General features: G+C 52.7%; 11 protein-coding genes. 3 read left to right on the top strand and 8 right to left on the bottom strand.

Annotation, left to right across the window (positions count from 1 at the left end; translation table 11 throughout):
- Window positions 1–24: 24 nt before the first annotated feature.
- The 8 genes from G7007_RS12655 to G7007_RS12620 form a co-directional block, all read right to left on the bottom strand.
- Window positions 25–1191, bottom strand: coding sequence for a nucleotide sugar dehydrogenase (locus tag G7007_RS12655; protein WP_181102210.1), 1167 nt, complete (start codon window positions 1189–1191; stop codon window positions 25–27).
- On the bottom strand, window positions 1188–2201 hold the full coding sequence (locus tag G7007_RS12650; RefSeq protein ID WP_181102208.1) for a glycosyltransferase: 1014 nt from the start codon (window positions 2199–2201) through the stop codon (window positions 1188–1190). The genes G7007_RS12655 and G7007_RS12650 overlap by 4 nt, the downstream gene beginning before the upstream one ends.
- Before the next feature lie 4 nt (window positions 2202–2205).
- On the bottom strand, window positions 2206–4104 hold the full coding sequence (locus G7007_RS12645; protein WP_181102206.1) for a glycosyltransferase family 2 protein: 1899 nt from the start codon (window positions 4102–4104) through the stop codon (window positions 2206–2208).
- Between the two features lie 25 nt (window positions 4105–4129).
- The gene (locus G7007_RS12640; protein WP_181102204.1) at window positions 4130–5170 is read right to left on the bottom strand and encodes a tetratricopeptide repeat protein; all 1041 of its coding nucleotides are present in this window, start codon (window positions 5168–5170) and stop codon (window positions 4130–4132) included.
- Window positions 5171–5231: 61 nt separating this feature from the next.
- A complete protein-coding gene (locus tag G7007_RS12635) occupies window positions 5232–7631 on the bottom strand; it encodes a glycosyltransferase family 2 protein (RefSeq protein ID WP_181102202.1) in 2400 nt (799 codons plus the stop codon).
- Entirely contained in the window at window positions 7628–10105 is a 2478-nt protein-coding gene (locus G7007_RS12630) for a glycosyltransferase (protein WP_181102200.1), read from the bottom strand. The genes G7007_RS12635 and G7007_RS12630 overlap by 4 nt, the downstream gene beginning before the upstream one ends.
- 146 nt (window positions 10106–10251) lie before the next feature.
- Window positions 10252–11700: a DUF4214 domain-containing protein gene (locus tag G7007_RS12625; protein WP_181102198.1), complete on the bottom strand. Its 1449-nt coding sequence runs from the start codon at window positions 11698–11700 to the stop codon at window positions 10252–10254.
- Window positions 11701–11717: 17 nt separating this feature from the next.
- The gene (locus tag G7007_RS12620; protein WP_181102287.1) at window positions 11718–12596 is read right to left on the bottom strand and encodes a hypothetical protein; all 879 of its coding nucleotides are present in this window, start codon (window positions 12594–12596) and stop codon (window positions 11718–11720) included.
- Window positions 12597–13125: 529 nt separating this feature from the next.
- Between G7007_RS12620 and G7007_RS12615 the strand changes: the two genes are divergently transcribed.
- Genes G7007_RS12615 through G7007_RS12605 form a run of 3 tightly spaced genes read left to right on the top strand, consistent with a single transcriptional unit; the run spans window position 13126 to window position 17730 of the window.
- On the top strand, window positions 13126–14967 hold the full coding sequence (locus G7007_RS12615) for a type I secretion system permease/ATPase (protein ID WP_181102196.1): 1842 nt from the start codon (window positions 13126–13128) through the stop codon (window positions 14965–14967).
- A gap of 13 nt (window positions 14968–14980) precedes the next feature.
- Window positions 14981–16306 carry an HlyD family type I secretion periplasmic adaptor subunit gene (locus G7007_RS12610; protein ID WP_181102194.1) on the top strand — a complete coding sequence of 442 codons (1326 nt, stop codon included), beginning with the start codon at window positions 14981–14983 and terminating at the stop codon, window positions 16304–16306.
- A complete protein-coding gene (locus G7007_RS12605; protein WP_181102192.1) occupies window positions 16303–17730 on the top strand; it encodes a TolC family protein in 1428 nt (475 codons plus the stop codon). The genes G7007_RS12610 and G7007_RS12605 overlap by 4 nt, the downstream gene beginning before the upstream one ends.
- Window positions 17731–18025: the final 295 nt, after the last annotated feature.

Below are 18025 nucleotides of genomic sequence, written 5' to 3'. Positions count from 1 at the left end.
TAAGCAGCTGATTGTCATTGAACTTCAATCTTTTCCGAATAAGTCACGGGTATATACCTTAGAGGCGACATCTCGAATTTCGTCTTCCCATCTGTTGGCTACGATGACATCGGACAGTGACTTGAATTCGGAGAGATCTCTGACAACGCGTGAACCAAAATACGTTTCGTCTCCAAGAACTGGTTCGTATACAATAATCTCAACACCCTTAGCTTTTAATCGTTTCATTACACCTTGGATTGAGGCGGTTCTGAAGTTGTCTGATCCCTTTTTCATAGTAAGGCGGTATATTCCGACAACGTTTGGCGAGCGGCCAAGTATGCTCTCAGCGATAAAATCTTTTCTGGTTCTATTAGCCTCTACAATAGCACCTATAAGATTGTTAGGCACTTCACTGTAGTTGGCGAGTAACTGTTTGGAATCTTTCGGTAAACAATAGCCGCCATAGCCAAATGAGGGATTGTGATAATGGCTGCCTATACGAGGGTCTAAACCTACGCCTTCGATAATTTGACGAGAGTTAAGATTATGTACTTCGGCATACGTGTCTAGCTCATTAATATAAGCAACACGCATAGCCAAGAATGTGTTGGCAAACAACTTGATTGCTTCAGCTTCACTAGGATCGGTGTGCAAAACTTCAATGTCTTGTTTGATTGCCCCCTCTTTAAGGAGACTTGCAAATGTTATCGCATCTGGAGAACGTGATCCGATCACGATTCTGGAAGGATAAAGGTTATCGTGTAATGCTTTACCTTCACGCAAGAATTCAGGTGAGAAAATAATTTTGTCGTGATTTAAGGATTTTGAAAGCTTTTGTGTATACCCTACCGGCACGGTAGACTTGATGACGATGGTTGCGTCTGGATTAATTTGAATAGCATCTTTGATGACCGCTTCAACCGAGGAGGTATCAAAAAAATTAGTGGTGGGATCATAATCAGTAGGAGTTGCTACTATAATGAATTGCGCACCATCATAGGCCTCTTCTTTGCAAAGAGTTGCACGAAGATTAAGCTGTTTGGTTTGGAGGTAATCTTTCAGACATGCATCGTCCAGATGAGAAGTGCGCGCGTTGATCGCGTGAACACGTTCGGAAAGTAAATCTAGCGCGATTACTTCATTATTCTGAGCCAGTAGTACGGCATTTGACATGCCCACATAACCTGTTCCAGCAACTGCTATTTTCATTTTTGGCTTTTCTCAAGACGGTCAGTGAGTTCGCGAATCTGTTTTTCTCGAAGCTGGATTCTATTATTCAAATGAGTAATCAGAGCCATCCACGGGCTGCTTGTCTTGCAAACTTCTAGAGCAGTTAAATCTTCACTATCAGGAATTGAGTCTCCGCGGTAAAGCTCAGCTAAGTAGCCAAAGTTTTCCAGAGTATTCATACCTTGAACAGAAGGCATGTGCTTATGATAAGGCGATCCAACAGAGTCATTCGTAGTGCTTAGCGTTCTGAAATACATCGGTGCTGTTGCGTCTACTATCGTAGGAAAGCGTTCATCAATCTTCATGTGGTTGCCAAGATTGTAAACATGAATTGTTTTATTCTCGCGCATGCCCCCCTGAGCGTCGTACTCATTGAGATAAGCGAGTGCTTGGGCGCATTTGGGGAAATAACTATGCTTTAAGTCTTTAACATAATTTCCGCTATCCTCCCAATACCCCTCAATGCCATGAGCAAATGAAACAGCGTAGCCGGCAAGCCCTGGGCGCATGTGTGTGCTGAGCTTGCTTATGAAATTATTACTAACGCCATCGTCATCATCCAAACGCACCGTTGCAACAAGAGTGCTCATCGCACCTTCCATTCTCTTTTGCAAAGTTGCCTTGATGGCATCGTTGATGTTTCTATAGTCAAAATCTAGCCCGGTGCCCGATTCGATTTTGACAATGTCGAAAGAAGCTTGAGATCTAGCGGATGCCTTGACTAATTTTTGCAAATTGGCAATTCGTTGAGCAGGTAGCATGTCTGCTACCATGATCAATACAGAATAGCTGACGTCTGGATCGACCCTCTCCTGATCAAAAAGCGAGCGCAGTGTGATCTTTTCGAAGGTGTTCTCGCGAATATTCAAGCGCTCATCTTTTAGAACCTTCGCGACATAGTCTTCAAAATTTGAGTTCGTAGCACGCCACGCACTGCTGTTTTTCTGTACGATAGAGTATCGTATAGCTATCAAAATATGTTTTTTCATAGCCTCAATCCTTCGAGTTCTTGACAGTTGATTGATATACCATGCGCGCAGCGTTTTCACTCTCTAAGCACGCTTCTAGTTCAAGTCCGAGTCTTTTCATAGAAGCGTTTACTACAACTGCTGTGTTTTTCATCTGCTCTCCAAAGTTAAGAAGAGATGTATTTAATCCATGCAGTCTACGGCGATAGCCAACAATGTTAAGGTGCTCAGCTTCAGCTGTTTCACACAGCTTTAAATACATATCGTAATCTACAGCATTTTTGATGCGCTCGTTAAAACCAGCAGTGCGATGCCAATAAAGCTTTTTGAAGATTCTGAAATGATGAGCAATCATGGCTGTTAGCATCTTTTCACGAGTGAATACAGGATAGTTGTAACCCTGTTCAATTCGACCGTCTGGGTATTCATTTTCATAAGAAGTGTAAACTAGCCCAAGATTTGGGTTTTTATCCAAAGCCGCCACGCATTTTTCTACAACATCTGTGGCTAAGTAGTCGTCACTGTCAAGTTGGCCTACATAGATACCCCTGCATAGGCTGAGGGCAGTATTAGATGCTTTGCCAATGCCACCATTTTCCTGTCTAACCCACCTTACCCTCGGGTTGTTAGAGAAGTAACGCTTGAGGATGTTGGGTGTTTCATCTGTGGATCCATCATCACAAATGCAAACTTCAAGGTCTGTAAATGTTTGGTTCAGCGCGCTGTCAATTGCGTCACATATAGTGTCAGCACAGTTGTAGGCGGGTATATATATAGAGACTTTGGGAACTTCGTAAAAGTCTTTCTTGGCTTTGAGGATGTGTCGATAGTATGGGCATATATTCCCAAAGATTTCACCGCTTAATTCCTTACCAGCGCTACGGTCTGTCTCATTTTCCCCGCCTTCAGGCTCTTGGTGATAAGCCCAGGCATCCATTACAGGAACCATATAAAGGCCGTTATTGTAGAAACGATAACCTAATTCAGTGTCCTCGAAACCCCATGATCTAAATCGCTCATTGAAACCGCCAATGGACTCAAATTGCTTCTTGGAAAAAGCCACATTGCCGCTCGCAAAGGTACGGAAGGGTACTTTTTCAGTTTTAAGGTTTTTAGTTCTTTCGAATATTTCTAGCCGCCAATCGACAGAATGTTTTCCCTGAATTTTGCCGGCTACATCATTATTGGTGATGATTTCTTTAAATTCATCTTCAAGATTTTTATTTTGCATGATGTGCTGCACATCGAAATTTTGCATTTCAATATACTTGCGAGGTCCGATCAGTACAGCCTTGTCGAGAACTTTATGCCACTTTGCGTAGTTCATCAACAGGTCTTGCGATGGGAACATGTCTACATCAAGCAAGATAATTAAGTCATTACGAGCAACATGTACGCCGTTGTTTCTTGAAGCGGCAGCGGTAAACCCTACGTCCTTATGCCACGTATATTTAATGTCGAGAAATTCTGAAAATTCTTTAATGACCTTTATCGTGTCTTCGCTACTTCCATCATCTGCCACAATAACTTCGAAAAGATCTAGTGGGTAGCTTTGGCGTGCCAAGCCAGCCAAGGTTCGTCGAAGAGGTTCAATGCGATTGTAGGTTAATATCACAACTGAGATTTTTATCTGATTCAAGTGGGGTGCTTGATCCAAGTTTTTCATTAGCTCAGAGTAATCGTTGCCTAAGCCTTTGAGAGGTGGCAGCGATTCAGTAATTGGGAAATTGCTTGGTATTTTTTTGAATCTGGTCAAGTCGCTATCGACCGGTATAGGTTTAGTCGAAAAAGGGATATAGTTTACGGGGTATGAAATCCCGCTACGTTGTTTACGCTGATAATCGATAAGGAAATCTAAGGCACCGATAGCACCCAAACGCGCCCTGCGTTCTTCAAGAGATTTTGCTTGATTTTCAGTTGACATTTTCAATAGCTCACAAATTTTATGCTTAAAGGGATCTTGGATTTTGAAGGGTTAGCGCCATTTTCAGAAGTTCAAGCGATATACTGTGTGATACGAGTAATTCCTTCGTTTCACTGCTACCCTGATAAGAGAGATTGTCAGCCAGAATCAAAGCAAGTTTCTCTTGAGCATATTTATGATCGAAATTCTCAGCTAACTTTCTATATAAGACATCTGTAGCCTGTTTGGTGTTGCCCTCAGAGATTAAGCCTTCGATCAAGACTGGCAATATAAATGATTCTTCCAATGCAATATATTCAAGCGCTGCTTGATGATGTGTAACCGTATGGGTTGCAAAGTCGAACGCTTCTTTTGCGTTTTCAAAATCATTCAGCTTTCTATGGCAGGCGCTTATACCCAAGTGTGCCCAGGTAAACAAAAGATTTTGTTCGGCAGCTTTTTTGTAGAATATGATTGCCTGTGCTGGATTATTGTTTAGTAAGTAACCTTCTGCAATCTTAGTGTCGAGCAAGGCGTTTTCGCCTAGTACTTTAATTAAAGACTCCCAGACGTACCTGGCATCATTAATTTGTCCAGTTTCCTGAAGTAGACATCCAATTTGAAAAGCCTGTGCGATTCGAGTGGCGTTGCCTTCTTGGATAAGCGTTTGAGAGCTTTCAATGATTTCGTCTAGATAAATTTTCCCAGTGTCTCTGGGGAGAGATGAAAAATCTAGATTCCCCTGTGTTGGACCATAGGGGATTTTAGCGCCTGACAAAATTGCACCGGTGCTGCTGTTGCGGGCCAGAAGGCTGTGGGGTCGCCCATCAGAAAGTTCATAGGATAATTTTATTGAAAACGCATGATTGCCTTCGCCTATTCCAGCGTCTTTTAGATCCTGTCTATGCCCATTAGCTAAACCCTGACCTACAATCCTACCATCACACAATATATCTACTCTGACAGGCTCAAGCGGTTTAGTTGGATCAAATGCCCAGCCGTAAGCGAAGTCTTCATCCACATAGTCAAAGTGTCCAGCTATTGTATTAACAGTGCTTGATGCAGGCGTTAAGGATGATTCGAGCATGAGTATGTCCAATGATAGTGCGATTTATCTGCAGTGATAGGCTACTAAGGTTATTCGGTTGCTAAATTAAGCCGTGTCCCTGATTAGTTCGAGCCTTAGGTATTGGGGTAGGCAGAGCAAGCCCTCCGTAAGGTCCTGTTACGTAATCGAGACTCAGAGCTGGATGGTAGAAAGGATCATCACAGAGAGAAAGTGTCCACTTTTGTATGAAACCCATTTGCTCACGCATTGCTCTTGCCTGTTTTTCTCTAGTAAGATCCTTTCCACGGCTTGCTGATTCAGCATGGATAAGCTTGGCCGATGCACATACAAGAATTGAGAAGCCGGCCGCTCTTATCTTCATGCACAAGTCAACATCATTGAATGCGACTGGAAACATTTTTTCATCTAGCCCACCAACGCTTTCATAGAGCGATTTGTGAGTAATTAGACAGGCTGCGGTCACTGCTGACTGCTGACGAGTTAGTTGATTTAACCCAAGATACCCAGGGTCATTATCTTGTAGATTGTTGCCTGTGTGAGCTGCAAGGCTATTAATTCCTACAACCACGCCATTGTGTTGCACCATCTGATTTGGCCATAATAGCTTTGCTCCTACCGCACCGACACCTGGACGAATAAGTTGGGCAACCATCTCTTTGAGCCACCCGCTTTCAATAATTTCGATGTCGTTGTTTACTAATCCAATTATTTCGCCGCTGGCAATCTTGGCGGCTCGATTATTGATGGATGAATAATTGAATGGGTATGGGTGTTCTAAGATGACCACCCCCCGGTGCTTTATATCCTCAAAATAAGCTAGCGTATTGGGATCGCTTGATTGGTTGTCGATGACAATAATTTCTAAATTAGGATAATCAGTGCGATTCAGTAGCCCTTCGACACACGTTTTCAATAGCTTGTACTGGTCGCGCGTAGGGACAAGTAGTGTTACGGTTGGAAGTTTTTCTGGCAGGGGCCAATGGACTTCAAGCAAAGACGGATAGTTAGTAACTGGATTGACGGTTGCTTTAGGTTCTAATGTTTTGCACAGCCACTCTATTGCCTGGAATCTTAGTGTTGACGTTGTTTGCTGCTCGGGGCTAATTGGTGCTTCGTTGCTTTGATGGTAGAGTACACGAGGCAGATGTACAACGATCGCTTTGTTTTTATGAGTTGCAAGAGCGATACCAGCAGTTAAGTCGTGCCAGTTAATTGTCGATCGTTTGTAGTGAGTGCTAATCAACTCTAGAGCTTTAGTTATGATTTCTGAACCAAAAATTGCTCCGGGCATGAATACGTCTGCGCCAATGAACAGGTCCAAATCCCAAACTGGCTTTAGCCAAGGTGAGCCTCGATCACCTTCAGGTCCGTCCCGGTCACAGTCAGCGTATGCCCAAGCAGCATCATTATTAAGCAGCTCACTAAAGTGCGGCAGAGCTCCTAAAGCAAGGTGATCTCCAGCCATTAATGGTAGAATACGATCGCAGCCTTGCATCAACAAACTTTCAATACCAGGCAAAACATTTTCAAACGGCGCAATAGCTAGGGCATGTACATGTTCACGCTCCTTTCCAAGGCTCGCTAAGCTAATATTTTCCTGATCTTGATTGCCGTTACTAATCAGCAAGAGTCCTAGCTTGCCTTGTAATACTGGACTGCTTAGCTTTTCCAAGCGCTGAAAGGTTTCAAACCATTTCGGGTAGTGCTGCCATCCAACACTTCTCGGCAATCGCAGTGTGTATTCTTTAGCTAATCCTATGAGCAATCCCATTGCCGCTGCATCATGCTTAACATCGGCCGTCTTTAATAACCCTTCAATGCCCTCTGGGTAGCACCTCAGACGAATGGGGCTCCCATTAAGCGGTTGACCAAGATCATTTAAGATCTCCAATTCATGTGTTTCGCCGTCAGCTAATTCCCAAGGTAGATCGATGCTGAAGCCATGATCGCTGGTCGCACGATATGCCAATGCCTGGTTATGCGCGTTGCAGACTGCCTTGGCAATGACATGGTCACCTTTACGTATTATGATCTGCACATGCCGATGAGGCGCTTTTGGATCCCAACACCACCCTCCGACTCGTAAGCCCCCTGTGTGCCAGATTTGCGAAGTAATTTCTGCCGTATCTTGACTTAGTGAAGCAGGTAGTAAGATCTGGCCTTCTAGCGCGATCGGTTGGTTGGCAATGCGTGCGGTAATCAGTCTTGCGTCATTGAGCCAATTCTGACTGAGCTGTACAACGAAGCCATGATATTGGTCGCCGCCTTGTGCTCCTGGTTCATATCGATCAGCACGAGCCACGGCAACACTTACGCCATCGATATAAACCTCGATTATCAGACGTTCTTCTTGATGCACATTGTCCATAGCCCAACCATGCAGTACGTCTCCTTGCAAACCGAGAATGGCACCGCTGAATGTAGGTGGACTGTCAGGTTGTTGATTCGTTAATGATTGATCCGAAAGGAAGTGGTTCATTGATCCAGGCCCGGCATGAAAGACAAAGAGGTGAGTATGATCGCGCCGGCTTCGCTCGCCAATAGGCTAGGATAGGCGAATAGTGGCAGATTCAATCGCTCCGCCAAGGTAGGTGCGTGCCAATCGCTACCTGGATTTTCAGCCAGGCTCAGTATGCCTGTGCAACCAGCGGCCTTAACACGCTCTACAAGACTGAGGTCGTGCAGTCTTGGCAAAATAATAACCGCGCCTGTGTTTGTTAACTGCTCTAGTAAAGGTCCATCGTTTTGAGCTAGCAAGCGAATTGTTTTTTGCTCACGTCTAATATGCTGAGCGAACTCGAGCCAGCGCTGGGCGATGTGGGTTTGGCGCAGGTTATCGCCAATCAATAGTGTTTCAGGGGCATCCATGGCCTTCCTACTATGCTTCAGATTTTCGCTTTTCGAAATGCGGGCGCCTGGTAGTGCGCTGATATAATGCGGCCTCAACGTTTCCCAAGGCACTTGTACGGTAGTGGCCTCGCGAGCGAAGCGCTGCCAGTCATAGCCACACTGTTGGCTGAGAAGACAATCATCAGCACATAGGATCTGGTAAGGTAGATCGAGTACGACTGGCAGATTGCACAAGACAGTCGGACACCGCCTCAGTTGCCGGAATACCAGTCCTTCTAATGGTAGCTTGCGCAACGATTCTACTAGACGTGTAACATCATTTGGCAATTCGAATTCAAGGTTTAGCGATAAGGGATGTAAGGGAGCTCTCAGTAATGCCCAAGTACGGTGATTATCATAATGATAACTAAGACTGAAATCTAAATCTGCGCCTGAGCCATCGTGAACGTGAAGCTGCTTGTCAACATTGCTTGGCCAAAGTTTTTTCTGTTCGCTCGCTGGTTTGTTAGTCAGGTGTTCAAAGCGTGCCTGTTGCAAAGCCTGTCGTGCGGGCTTGATAGGATCCCGAAGGCAAAATGCTTTGTAGTCAGCCGACGCCTTAGGGTAACGCTGACGCAAAATGGCATTATTTTGCGCTACCCTTAGAGCTTTTTCGGTGCCAAAAGAAATACCGCCCTGATGCGCCACGAAAACGTTAGGCGCGCCCATATGGCGCCAGCCCTGTCTACGTGCGCGTAAACACCAATCCGTTTCTTCACCATAGCCTCGCGCCAAGTGCACTTCGTCCAAGTAACCGACTTCGTTCAGTGCATCTCGCTTGATGTACAAGCAGAAGCCACAGCCCGTTTCGATTTCCATCGGCACACTGCCCACCTGTTGAGCCAGCTCGTCCAGCTCAGCTTGTGCTTCGGCGTCGGGCATGTCGTGGCAGATTTGGCTGCGTGGAAAGCTCATCAGCTCGCCGTTGTTAGTGAAAGGCGTGACCGAGGCGATGTCGTCGGCGCTATAGGCCACTGCGTGTAGACGATCCAGCCAAGCACCATGAACCCGAGTGTCAGCATTGAGCCAGACCACGTCTTTGTTCGGACTTAAGGCCATGGCGCGGTTCATGCTGCGGATGAAGCCCAGGTTCACCTTGTTCTGCATAAGAGTGATCTTACCCTTGGCCGCAAGCACTTTTAGAGCTTTTGCCAGCGCAGGTACGGGCGTTTTGTCTTCGATCACAACCAACCGATGTGGGGTACGGTTGAGCTTGCGGGCTTCCAATGCGCTGTCTATGCACTCAAGCGTTTCCTTAAGACCGTCGTACACAGGAATCAATACATCGACAGGGTTTTTCTTGTTTTCACCTGTGGCGGCGGGGGAGGGCGGTACGAATGCCGGCATTGCGTAGAGTGGGCTCCCAAGCAGAGGGGTACCATCGACGGAGACTACGTGCACCGCTGGAGTAGGATTGGGCACGCGTATCCTTACCCCACCATGTGTGTCTGGCAGACCTGCTGCCTTCAGCAGGGGATGGATGGCGCTGGCCACCATGTTGACTCGGGTGCCCCCGGCGTCAATTTGCAAGGCGACCGGCGTTTGCAGGTTACGCAGATCGATCGCCCAACCTTGTATCTCCTTATGCTCTGGCACGTAGCGCACCACGCCGATGGTACTTGGAACATCGGCCTGTGCAGCTAATAGCTTCAGGACCAATCCAAGCTCCTTACCCACATGGATATCGGGCAGATGCGCAAGAATCATGTGGCGCAATTCAGCAGGCGTCTCAGACTTGCTCCTGGCCTCCCAAAGAGTCAGGCGCAGCGCAAGATCATTGGGCTGAGTTTTCCATGCATGCGTAAGATAACGCGTTGCCAGCGCTGGACTGCCTTGAGCCAGAAGGCTTCGGCCGACCAAGGCATGGACGTCGGCCCGCTCCGGAAGAGCCTGGGCAGCTTCTGCAAAAAATAAAAAGGCCAGCTTGGGGTTTTGCGGCAGTGCCGCGATGCCTTTCCACACCAGTGCTTCTGGCCGATAGGCGGGAACCTGCAGCGCACGTTCCAATATGGCTGCTGCTGCTTCGTGCTCATTGGCTTGCTGGTGGCGGTGGAAAATGTCCATGAGCGTTTCTCGCCCATGGTCGAGTTGTCTGGACATAAGCTTGGCTTAACGGCAGGGAATAAAAAGAGGGGCAACTCGAAAGTCGCCCCTTTTCGCATACGTCCCGGCCTTGCGGCCGGGCGTATCCTTCACTACGACAGTGCTAGTTACACGTTACCGTGCAGGACTACCACGTTGTCGATGTGTTCAGCAGCTTCAGGCGAACCGATGATGCTGATAGCTACGTCGGCTTTGTTCAGACCGCCGTCCAGCTGGGCAGTCCAGAACTCCTTACCAGCGGCGTCAGCTTCGCGACCCAGAGCGGAACCGTACAGCGCGTCGATGAACTCGCTGGTGGATTTCTGAGCAGCTTCTTCCGAACCGACGATGTACTTGGCAACGTCTGCACGGCTGGTGCCGTTGAACAGTGCCGAGACATAGGTCTCCAGACCGCTTTCGTCAGCGTCACGGCCCAGTGCGCTGGTGTACAGCTCACGGACGAAGTCGCCGTTGGACTGGTCACGGTTCTGCGCTTCCTCGGAAACCGAGATGAACGCAGCAACGTCGGCCAGCGAACCACCGGTGGCCAGGTAGTTCTGGAACAGCGCAGTGCCGTCTTCGTCAGCGTCACGACCCAGCAGTGCGTTGTACAGGTCGTTGATGTTCTCGCCGTTGGCAACGCCAGCGAACTCGGCAGAGTTCAGGAACTGGTTGGCGATCACGTCCAGGGTGGTGCCTTGGTTGACTTGGTCAACGAAGAACTTGGCGCCGTCCTGGTCAGCGTCGCGACCCAGGATGCCTTCGAACAGGCGCAGGGCGGAAGCTTCAGCTTCGCTGTGAGCCAGTGCGACGGTCTCGACTTCATCACCGTTCACGAACGACAGGAATTCAGCGTTGCTGATGGCGGCAGTCTGGTTGCCGGTCAGGTTGACGTTGAAGCTGTTGCCAGTGGTCAGGGTGTAGTCGTCGCGCGAGCCGTCCAGCTGAACGACGTCGTAGCCTTCGCCAGCGTTGACGATGTCAGCGTGGTCGCTGCCGCTCAGGATGATGGTGTCATTGCCCGAACCGGTGGTGACGTTGTTGTTGCCCAGGCCAGCGATCACGGTGTTGTTGCCGTTGCCGGTGATGATGGTGTCGTTGCCGTCGCCAGCATCGATCAGGGTGTTCTGGTCGCCGCCAACGGTGATCACGTCGTCGCCGTTACCGGTAGCAACTACCAGTTCGATGGCCGAGGTGTCGACTGCAGCTGGAGCGATGGCAGCAGCGAAGGTCTGGACGTCGCCAGCCGGAGCAGCTGCTTGACCTTGCAGGTCAACAACCAAGTTGGCGTCGCTCTGCAGCACGTATGCGCTAACGCCAGCAACTTCGGCAGCAGCCAGGTCAACGACGACTTGGTCGCCTTGAGCGCCTTCGACTTCACCGAAGACGATGTCAGCGGTGCCGGAGGTTGGCAGCTGAACGGCATTGCCTTCGAGGCCGGCGATGCCGACGTTCTCGATGGTGTCCAGGTTCAGCAGGCTGTTGATGGCTGCCAGGGTTGCGTCGGACAGGTTAGCGCTGGTGGCGCTCAGGTCGTTTTGCAGAGCGCTGCTCGATACGGGGCTATCGTATTGCATGGTGTATTCCTGTTACTTCAAGCCATGTGGCCTGCTGCAATAATGTTCTGCTGTGACGCAGAGTTTTCCCACGGAGACTTAAGGCGGGCAGCGTTCATCTTCGTAACGGGGGTAACGGCGAGATGCAGCGCCACCAACGGCTCGTTGCCGGTAGGGCCATGCATCATCTGATTGGCAACCAGGCGTTGTGGTTCAGCAGTGCCGAACACCACAACGCCCGTCAAATCGTAATGTTTACGCATCGGGCCCACGAGGCTGAAGCCTGCGCTGATCAAGGGCAAGCCCTGAGCGCGTGCACCGATGACGGTGCCTGTGGAAACGTTGCGGCAGGGGCCGGATCCGGCCACCGTGCAGGTGTAGACAAGGTCGATGCCGATTGGTTTCTCGGCCCAGTCAATTGAGAACGATTCGATGAATTCGTCAGCGCCCGGTTCACCCACGTAGCCATCATGGGACACGACTTCGCCGCTCGCGTTCAGGTGAGCGGTGATCGTGAGGGGCAGGGGGGTGTCGGCCGCGAGGGCTTCGTTCGAGTCGGTGCTGGCGACCACGGCGAAGGTGCGCATGATGGCGGGCGAGGTGTCGATGCGGTCAATGCGCAGGTCCACTGGCTCGATCACTTCGTCGAACATGTGGTACTCGGTGATCAGCACCGTGGTGACACCGGCCTTGACGCGGGCGATGATGGTATCGCCTAGCTTGGTCAGCATGTTCTTGCTGACACCTTCAGCGGGGAAGAAGTCGATGGAGCCTTTGCCCAGCGGAGCTTGCTGGAGGGCAATGCAGACGGGCTTTTCAGCGGGGGGCTGGGAGGCGTATCTGAAGATGTACATGCCCGGCTCGAGCAGCGTGACCCGAGAGCTGATTTTCAGGCCGTCGAGGGTCTGTGAAGGCATAGACATGGCGTTGTTAAGCTCCTTTTAAGCACTAACACTGGTAGCTAACTTGCTCAGACCCGTGCATACACTAAGCGGCCATTGAAGGCTTCCTGCGAGTGGCGAAGATGCCGTCAGAGGGAAAGGATGTCAACCAAGAAATCCAAAAAAATTTCCCATTTCGCCGGAACTTAGCTGCAAGCGTTGCGATCCGCAGTGACGGCCTGAGATTTCCTGAGTTCGTTACTAGGAATATATTTTCGTAAGAAAATTCCTTAAAAATCATAGGAATGCGCGTTTAAGGTTGCGAGCATGCGGAGCAGGTGGTTTTTTTGACAGGGGTTCTTGAGCGCGAAAATCAGGTACGCCGCCTGTCGCATCGAAAATGCCCTGAAATAGAGCAGCTTCTGGTTTCATGTTCGGCGACACATTTCATGAAACACTGGGCGCCCTGTGTGAACAAAATCACGCCTAACGCAGTCCGATACGCCGCCCTCTTTGGTCGGTGTTACACTGCCCGCCGCTTTCGCCATTCCTCAGTACGGATGCCATGAGTTACCAAGCCGACAACAACCTGCAAGCCGCCCTCAGAGCCTGCAAGAGCAGCTTCCTTTCGGTAGGCTTCTTCAGTTTCTTCGTCAACGCACTCATGCTGGTGCCCACCTTCTACATGATCCAGGTGTCGGGTCGGGTCGTGCCATCCAGCAGCACCTCTACTCTGCTCATGCTGACGCTGATCATGACTGTGCTGGTCGTGACGATGGGCGCCTTGGAGTGGGTGCGTTCTCGCATCATGGTGCGCATCAGCAATCGTCTGGACGTCCTGCTCAGTCGAGACGTCTACCGAGCCAGCTTCAAGCGTGCGCTTTCCAGTGGCGGAGCCGATGCGACAGCGCAGTCACTCAGCGACCTGACTTCTCTTCGGCAGTTCTTCACAGGCTCGGGACTGTTCGCATTCTTCGACGCCCCCTGGTTCCCCATCTACACGATCGTGATGTTCCTGTTCCATCCCTGGTTCGGCTGGATAACCTTGGCCTGTGGCGCAATCCTCGCGATACTCGCAGTCGTCAACCACAGGGTGACGGGCCAGGCACTAGCCAATGCCAACAAGGAAAACGTCGCGTCCAATGTGGTGACCACCAAGACCTTGCGCAACGCCGAAGTCATCGAGTCGATGGGCATGCTGGAAACACTGATGAACCGCTGGGCCAAGCGCCAGCGCAACGTCATGTTGCTGCAGTCGAACGCTAGCGATAAAGGCGGCGTGGTCAGTTCGACGTCCAAGACGTTCCGTACCTGGTCCCAGTCAATCATGCTCGCTACGGGCGCTTACCTGGTGATCACCCACGAAATCAACCCCGGCCTGCTCATGGCGGGGTCTCTGCTGTTAGGTCGTGCACTGGCGCCCATCGATCAGATGATCGGCAACTGGAAAGGCTTCGTCGCCGCCAAGGTCCAGTACGAGCGCCTGAACAAAGTAATGGACGACCTGAAAAAAGAGCCTGAGCGCATGCCGCTACCAGCGCCTGAAGGCCATATCCAGGTCGAGAACCTCATCGTGGCCCCGCCTGGCGCCAAGGCGCCGGTCCTGCGCAGCATCAGCTTCGTCGCTCCAGCTGGCTCCATCGTCGGCATCGTAGGCCCCAGTGCCGCTGGCAAGTCCACGTTGGTACGTGCCTTGATGGGTATCTGGCCTCCTCAGCACGGCGTCGTGCGCCTTGATGGCGCCGATATCGCCAGTTGGGACAAGCAGGCGCTTGGCCCTCACGTGGGCTACCTGCCTCAGGACATCGAGCTGTTCGAAGGCACCATCAGCGAAAACATCGCACGCTTCGACACGGTCGACCCAGAGAAAGTGGTCGAGGCCGCACAGATGGCGGGTGTGCACGAGATGATCCTCATGCAGCCCGATGGCTACGACACGGTCATCGGCAGCGAGGGCGTCAACCTGTCGGGTGGTCAGCGTCAGCGCATCGGCCTAGCCCGCGCCCTGTATGGCAAGCCGCGGTTGATCGTGCTCGACGAGCCCAACTCCAACCTCGACGATGTAGGCGAGAAGGCCCTGGGCGTCGCGCTCCAGAAGGTCAAGGAAAGCGGGGCGACGGTCTTCATCGTGTCGCACCGTCCGAACATTCTTTCGCGCCTCGACCGTGTGCTGGTCATGGCCGGCGGTACCATCTCCCTGTATGGCGAGCGGGACAAGGTCATCGCCCAGCTCGCGCAGCAGCAGGCGGGTAACCAGCCACGGGTCGCCAAGGGCGCTCCTCCCGCTGGGCCTGCCGGCCCTGCCGCACCGGCGGCACCTGCTGCCCCCACGGCGCCCACACCACCTGTAGCACCTGCGGGGGGCAACCCCGCCGCGCCATCGCCAGCCACCCCCAACGGCGTGTGAAAGGACCTCATCGATGACCAGCAAAGCCATAACGCAGTTCGACCACAACTTCGATGACATGCCTACTTCCGATCGCGGCATCCGCCGCATCGGCCTGACCATCGTTCTGGTGACCTTCGGCATTTTCGGTACCTGGGCCGCCTTCGCGCCGTTGAGCAACGCGGTGCACGGCTCCGGCTTCGTGACCGTGCAGAGCTACCGCAAGACCGTGCAGCACCTGGAAGGCGGGATCGTCAAGGAACTGCTCGTGCGGGACGGTGATTCGGTGAAGAAGGGTGACCCTGTCATCGTTCTGGACGAATCCCAGCTCAGCGCCGAGTACGAGTCCACCCGCAACCAGTTGATCGTGGCGCGCTATAAAGAGGCCCGCTTGCGTGCCGAGCGTGACCAGCTCGATGCCATCCCACCGGTCGAGCTCAAGGGGACCGACTCCGACCGTGCCAAGGAGGCCCTTGCCGGCGAGCAGCAGGTCTTCGTCTCCCGCAAGGCGTCGCGACTGGGCGAGATCTCGGTGCACCGTGAGCAGATCAGTCAGCTCAAGGCGCAGATTGGTGGTCTGGAAGAGATGATCCGCACCAAGCAGGGGCTCGAGAAGTCCTACAGCGGTGAAATCAAGCAGCTCAAGGACCTGCTGGCCCAGGGCTTCGTCGACAACCAGCGCCTGCTGGAATCGCAGCGTAAGCTCGACATGCTGCGCACGGAAATGGCCGACCATAAATCGACCATCGCCAAGACCAAGTTGCAGATCAGCGAGACCGAGCTGCAGATCGTTCAGCTGGACAAGAAATTCAGCGCCGATGTGGCCGATGAGCTGGCGCAGGTTCAGGCGCAGGTCTTCGACTTGCAAGAGAAGGAAGCTGCGCTGCAGGATCGCCTGTCGCGCATCGTGATCCGTGCGCCGGAAAGCGGCATGGTGCTGGACATGAAGGTGCACACCATCGGCGGTGTCGTGCAGGCGGCCACCCCCCTGATGGACATCGTGCCCATCACGTCCGACCTGGTCGTCGAGGCCAAGGTGGCGCCGAACGATATCGATCGGCTGGAACTGGGCAAGACCGCCGACATTCGCTTCAGCGCCTTCAACAACGCGACCACCCCGGTCATCGAAGGCAAGCTGACCCGCATCTCTGCTGACCGCCTGACCGATGAACGCTCGGGCGACCCTTACTACCTGGTACGGGTCAAGGTCACCGACGACGGCATGAAGAAGCTTGCCAATCGCAAGCTGCAACCCGGCATGCCAGCCGAAGTGCTGATCAATGCGGGCGATCGCACCATGCTCGAGTACCTGCTCAAGCCGGCGCGCAACATGTTCGCCACATCGATGATCGAGGAATGAGTGTGCTGCGTTTCTTACCCGGTGTACTGCTGAGCCTGGCCGTGGCGCAGGCCATGGCCGCTGAACCTGTCGTGCCCAAGGACGTGCCGCCCAAGCAGGTGTCGGCCTCGACCTATGCGTTGGATCTGGGTGCGTTGTACCGCGAGGCGCGTCTTGAGGACCCACGTGTCCTGGCCGCCTACCTGCGTGCGCAATCGGCATCCGAGCAGCAGCGTGCTTCGTTGGGTGGCCTGCTTCCGCAGCTGTCTGCCAACACCAGCGCCAACCGTATCCTGCGCAAGGACGAAGCGTCGCGTGAGATCTACAACAACAAAAGCAACTCGCTGACCCTCACCCAGTACCTGTACAACAAGACCGCCTGGGAAACCTGGCAGAAGTCCAAGAGCGTGACGCGCCAGCGGGGCGAGCAGGCCGAAGATGCCCATGCCGAAGCCACCGTCGAGCTGGCCAAGCGCTACTTCGTGGCCCTGGCGGCCGACGATGAACTCGAGCTGGTGCAGGCCGAGCGACGGGCGACGCAGAAGAACCTTGATCGCGTGACGATGATGTTCGCGCAGCAGATGGCCAAGATCACCGACAAGCTCGACCTCCAGGCGCGCGTGGATTTCCTCGCCGCTCAGGAAGTCGAGGCGCGCAACCAGGTGCAGGTCAGCCGTGAGGCCTTGTCCGAGCTGGTCGGGCGACCGATCACCGAGCGCCTGAGCCGTGTGCGTAACGATGTAGCCCTGGAGGCACCACCGCGTCCCCTGACCAATTACGTGGCCCAGGCGATCGATTCCAACCCCTTGCTCAAGTCGTACGAGTACGGCGCCGAAGCCGCCAATGCGGCCGTGCGTGAAGGGAAGGGTGGGCATTATCCTCAAGTGTCCCTGAACCTGAGCGCCCAGCGCAGTGACGTCGGTTACGACAACACCCAGGCGCCGCGCAGCGACAGCTACGTGGCGAGTGTCGGGATTTCACTGCCGTTGTACAGCGGTGGCTCGACCTCGGCGCGGGTGCGCGGCCTGTACAACGACCAGTTGGCGGCCGAGCAGGACCTGGAGGGTGTACGTCGCCAGGTGGTCAAGGAGACCACGACGTCGTACCTGACCGCCCAGGCGGCGGTGGAAAAGATCCGCGCCAACCGCAATGCGCTGTCGTCGGCGCAGCAGTCGAGCATCGCGGCGCAGAAGGCGTTCGCCTATGGCGTGGTCAACGCGGTGGACGTGCTGACCAGCGTGCAGAACGAGTTCAAGGCCCGTCGGGATCTGCTCAAGTCGCAGTATGACTTCATCACCAACCTGTTCATGCTGAACCGCTGGAGCGGTCAGTTGAATCAGGAGAGCGTCGATAGCGTGAACGTGTGGCTCAGTCCAGAGCCGGACAAGGGGTTGCCGGGTGGGGATCTGGCCCGGGTGGATACCAGGTCCGAGCCCAAGCGCTGAGCCGAGAGGGCGGGGCAGGTATTGCCTGGCCTAGCTCTGTAGCAAGCAGGGCGGCTTGTGCGTCCGTGGGTACAGTCTGAGCATGCAGGTTGTTGCGGCTTCATGGAGGAAGTGGCTGTCGTTGCTTTGTTTCATGTGCCGGCGCGATGGCTGTCTTGTGGGCCCTGACGGGCCCAATCGCGGCACAGGGGCCGCTCCTATGTATGGACTCGCCTACATTGTCTACCCGCTTTTCCTGCTGTTTTGAACAAAGGGACCCGGTTGCATCTATGTATTAGGCCTATTCGAGGAGGCG

Origin of the sequence: Pseudomonas entomophila, assembly GCF_013523125.1 — a bacterium.
Classification (GTDB): Bacteria; Pseudomonadota; Gammaproteobacteria; order Pseudomonadales; family Pseudomonadaceae; genus Aquipseudomonas; species Aquipseudomonas entomophila_B.
Note: the sequence above shows the minus strand (reverse complement) of the source record. Positions and strands in the feature narration are given on the sequence as shown.

Coding starts and splice junctions, on each gene's coding strand:
- G7007_RS12615 (WP_181102196.1), top strand. CDS start 13,126: ATGAGTTACCAAGCCGACAACAACCTGCAAGCCGCCCTCAGAGCCTGC.
- G7007_RS12625 (WP_181102198.1), bottom strand. CDS start 11,700: ATGCAATACGATAGCCCCGTATCGAGCAGCGCTCTGCAAAACGACCTG.
- G7007_RS12645 (WP_181102206.1), bottom strand. CDS start 4,104: ATGTCAACTGAAAATCAAGCAAAATCTCTTGAAGAACGCAGGGCGCGT.
- G7007_RS12640 (WP_181102204.1), bottom strand. CDS start 5,170: ATGCTCGAATCATCCTTAACGCCTGCATCAAGCACTGTTAATACAATA.
- G7007_RS12650 (WP_181102208.1), bottom strand. CDS start 2,201: ATGAAAAAACATATTTTGATAGCTATACGATACTCTATCGTACAGAAA.
- G7007_RS12630 (WP_181102200.1), bottom strand. CDS start 10,105: ATGGACATTTTCCACCGCCACCAGCAAGCCAATGAGCACGAAGCAGCA.
- G7007_RS12605 (WP_181102192.1), top strand. CDS start 16,303: ATGAGTGTGCTGCGTTTCTTACCCGGTGTACTGCTGAGCCTGGCCGTG.
- G7007_RS12655 (WP_181102210.1), bottom strand. CDS start 1,191: ATGAAAATAGCAGTTGCTGGAACAGGTTATGTGGGCATGTCAAATGCC.
- G7007_RS12635 (WP_181102202.1), bottom strand. CDS start 7,631: ATGAACCACTTCCTTTCGGATCAATCATTAACGAATCAACAACCTGAC.
- G7007_RS12620 (WP_181102287.1), bottom strand. CDS start 12,596: ATGCCTTCACAGACCCTCGACGGCCTGAAAATCAGCTCTCGGGTCACG.
- G7007_RS12610 (WP_181102194.1), top strand. CDS start 14,981: ATGACCAGCAAAGCCATAACGCAGTTCGACCACAACTTCGATGACATG.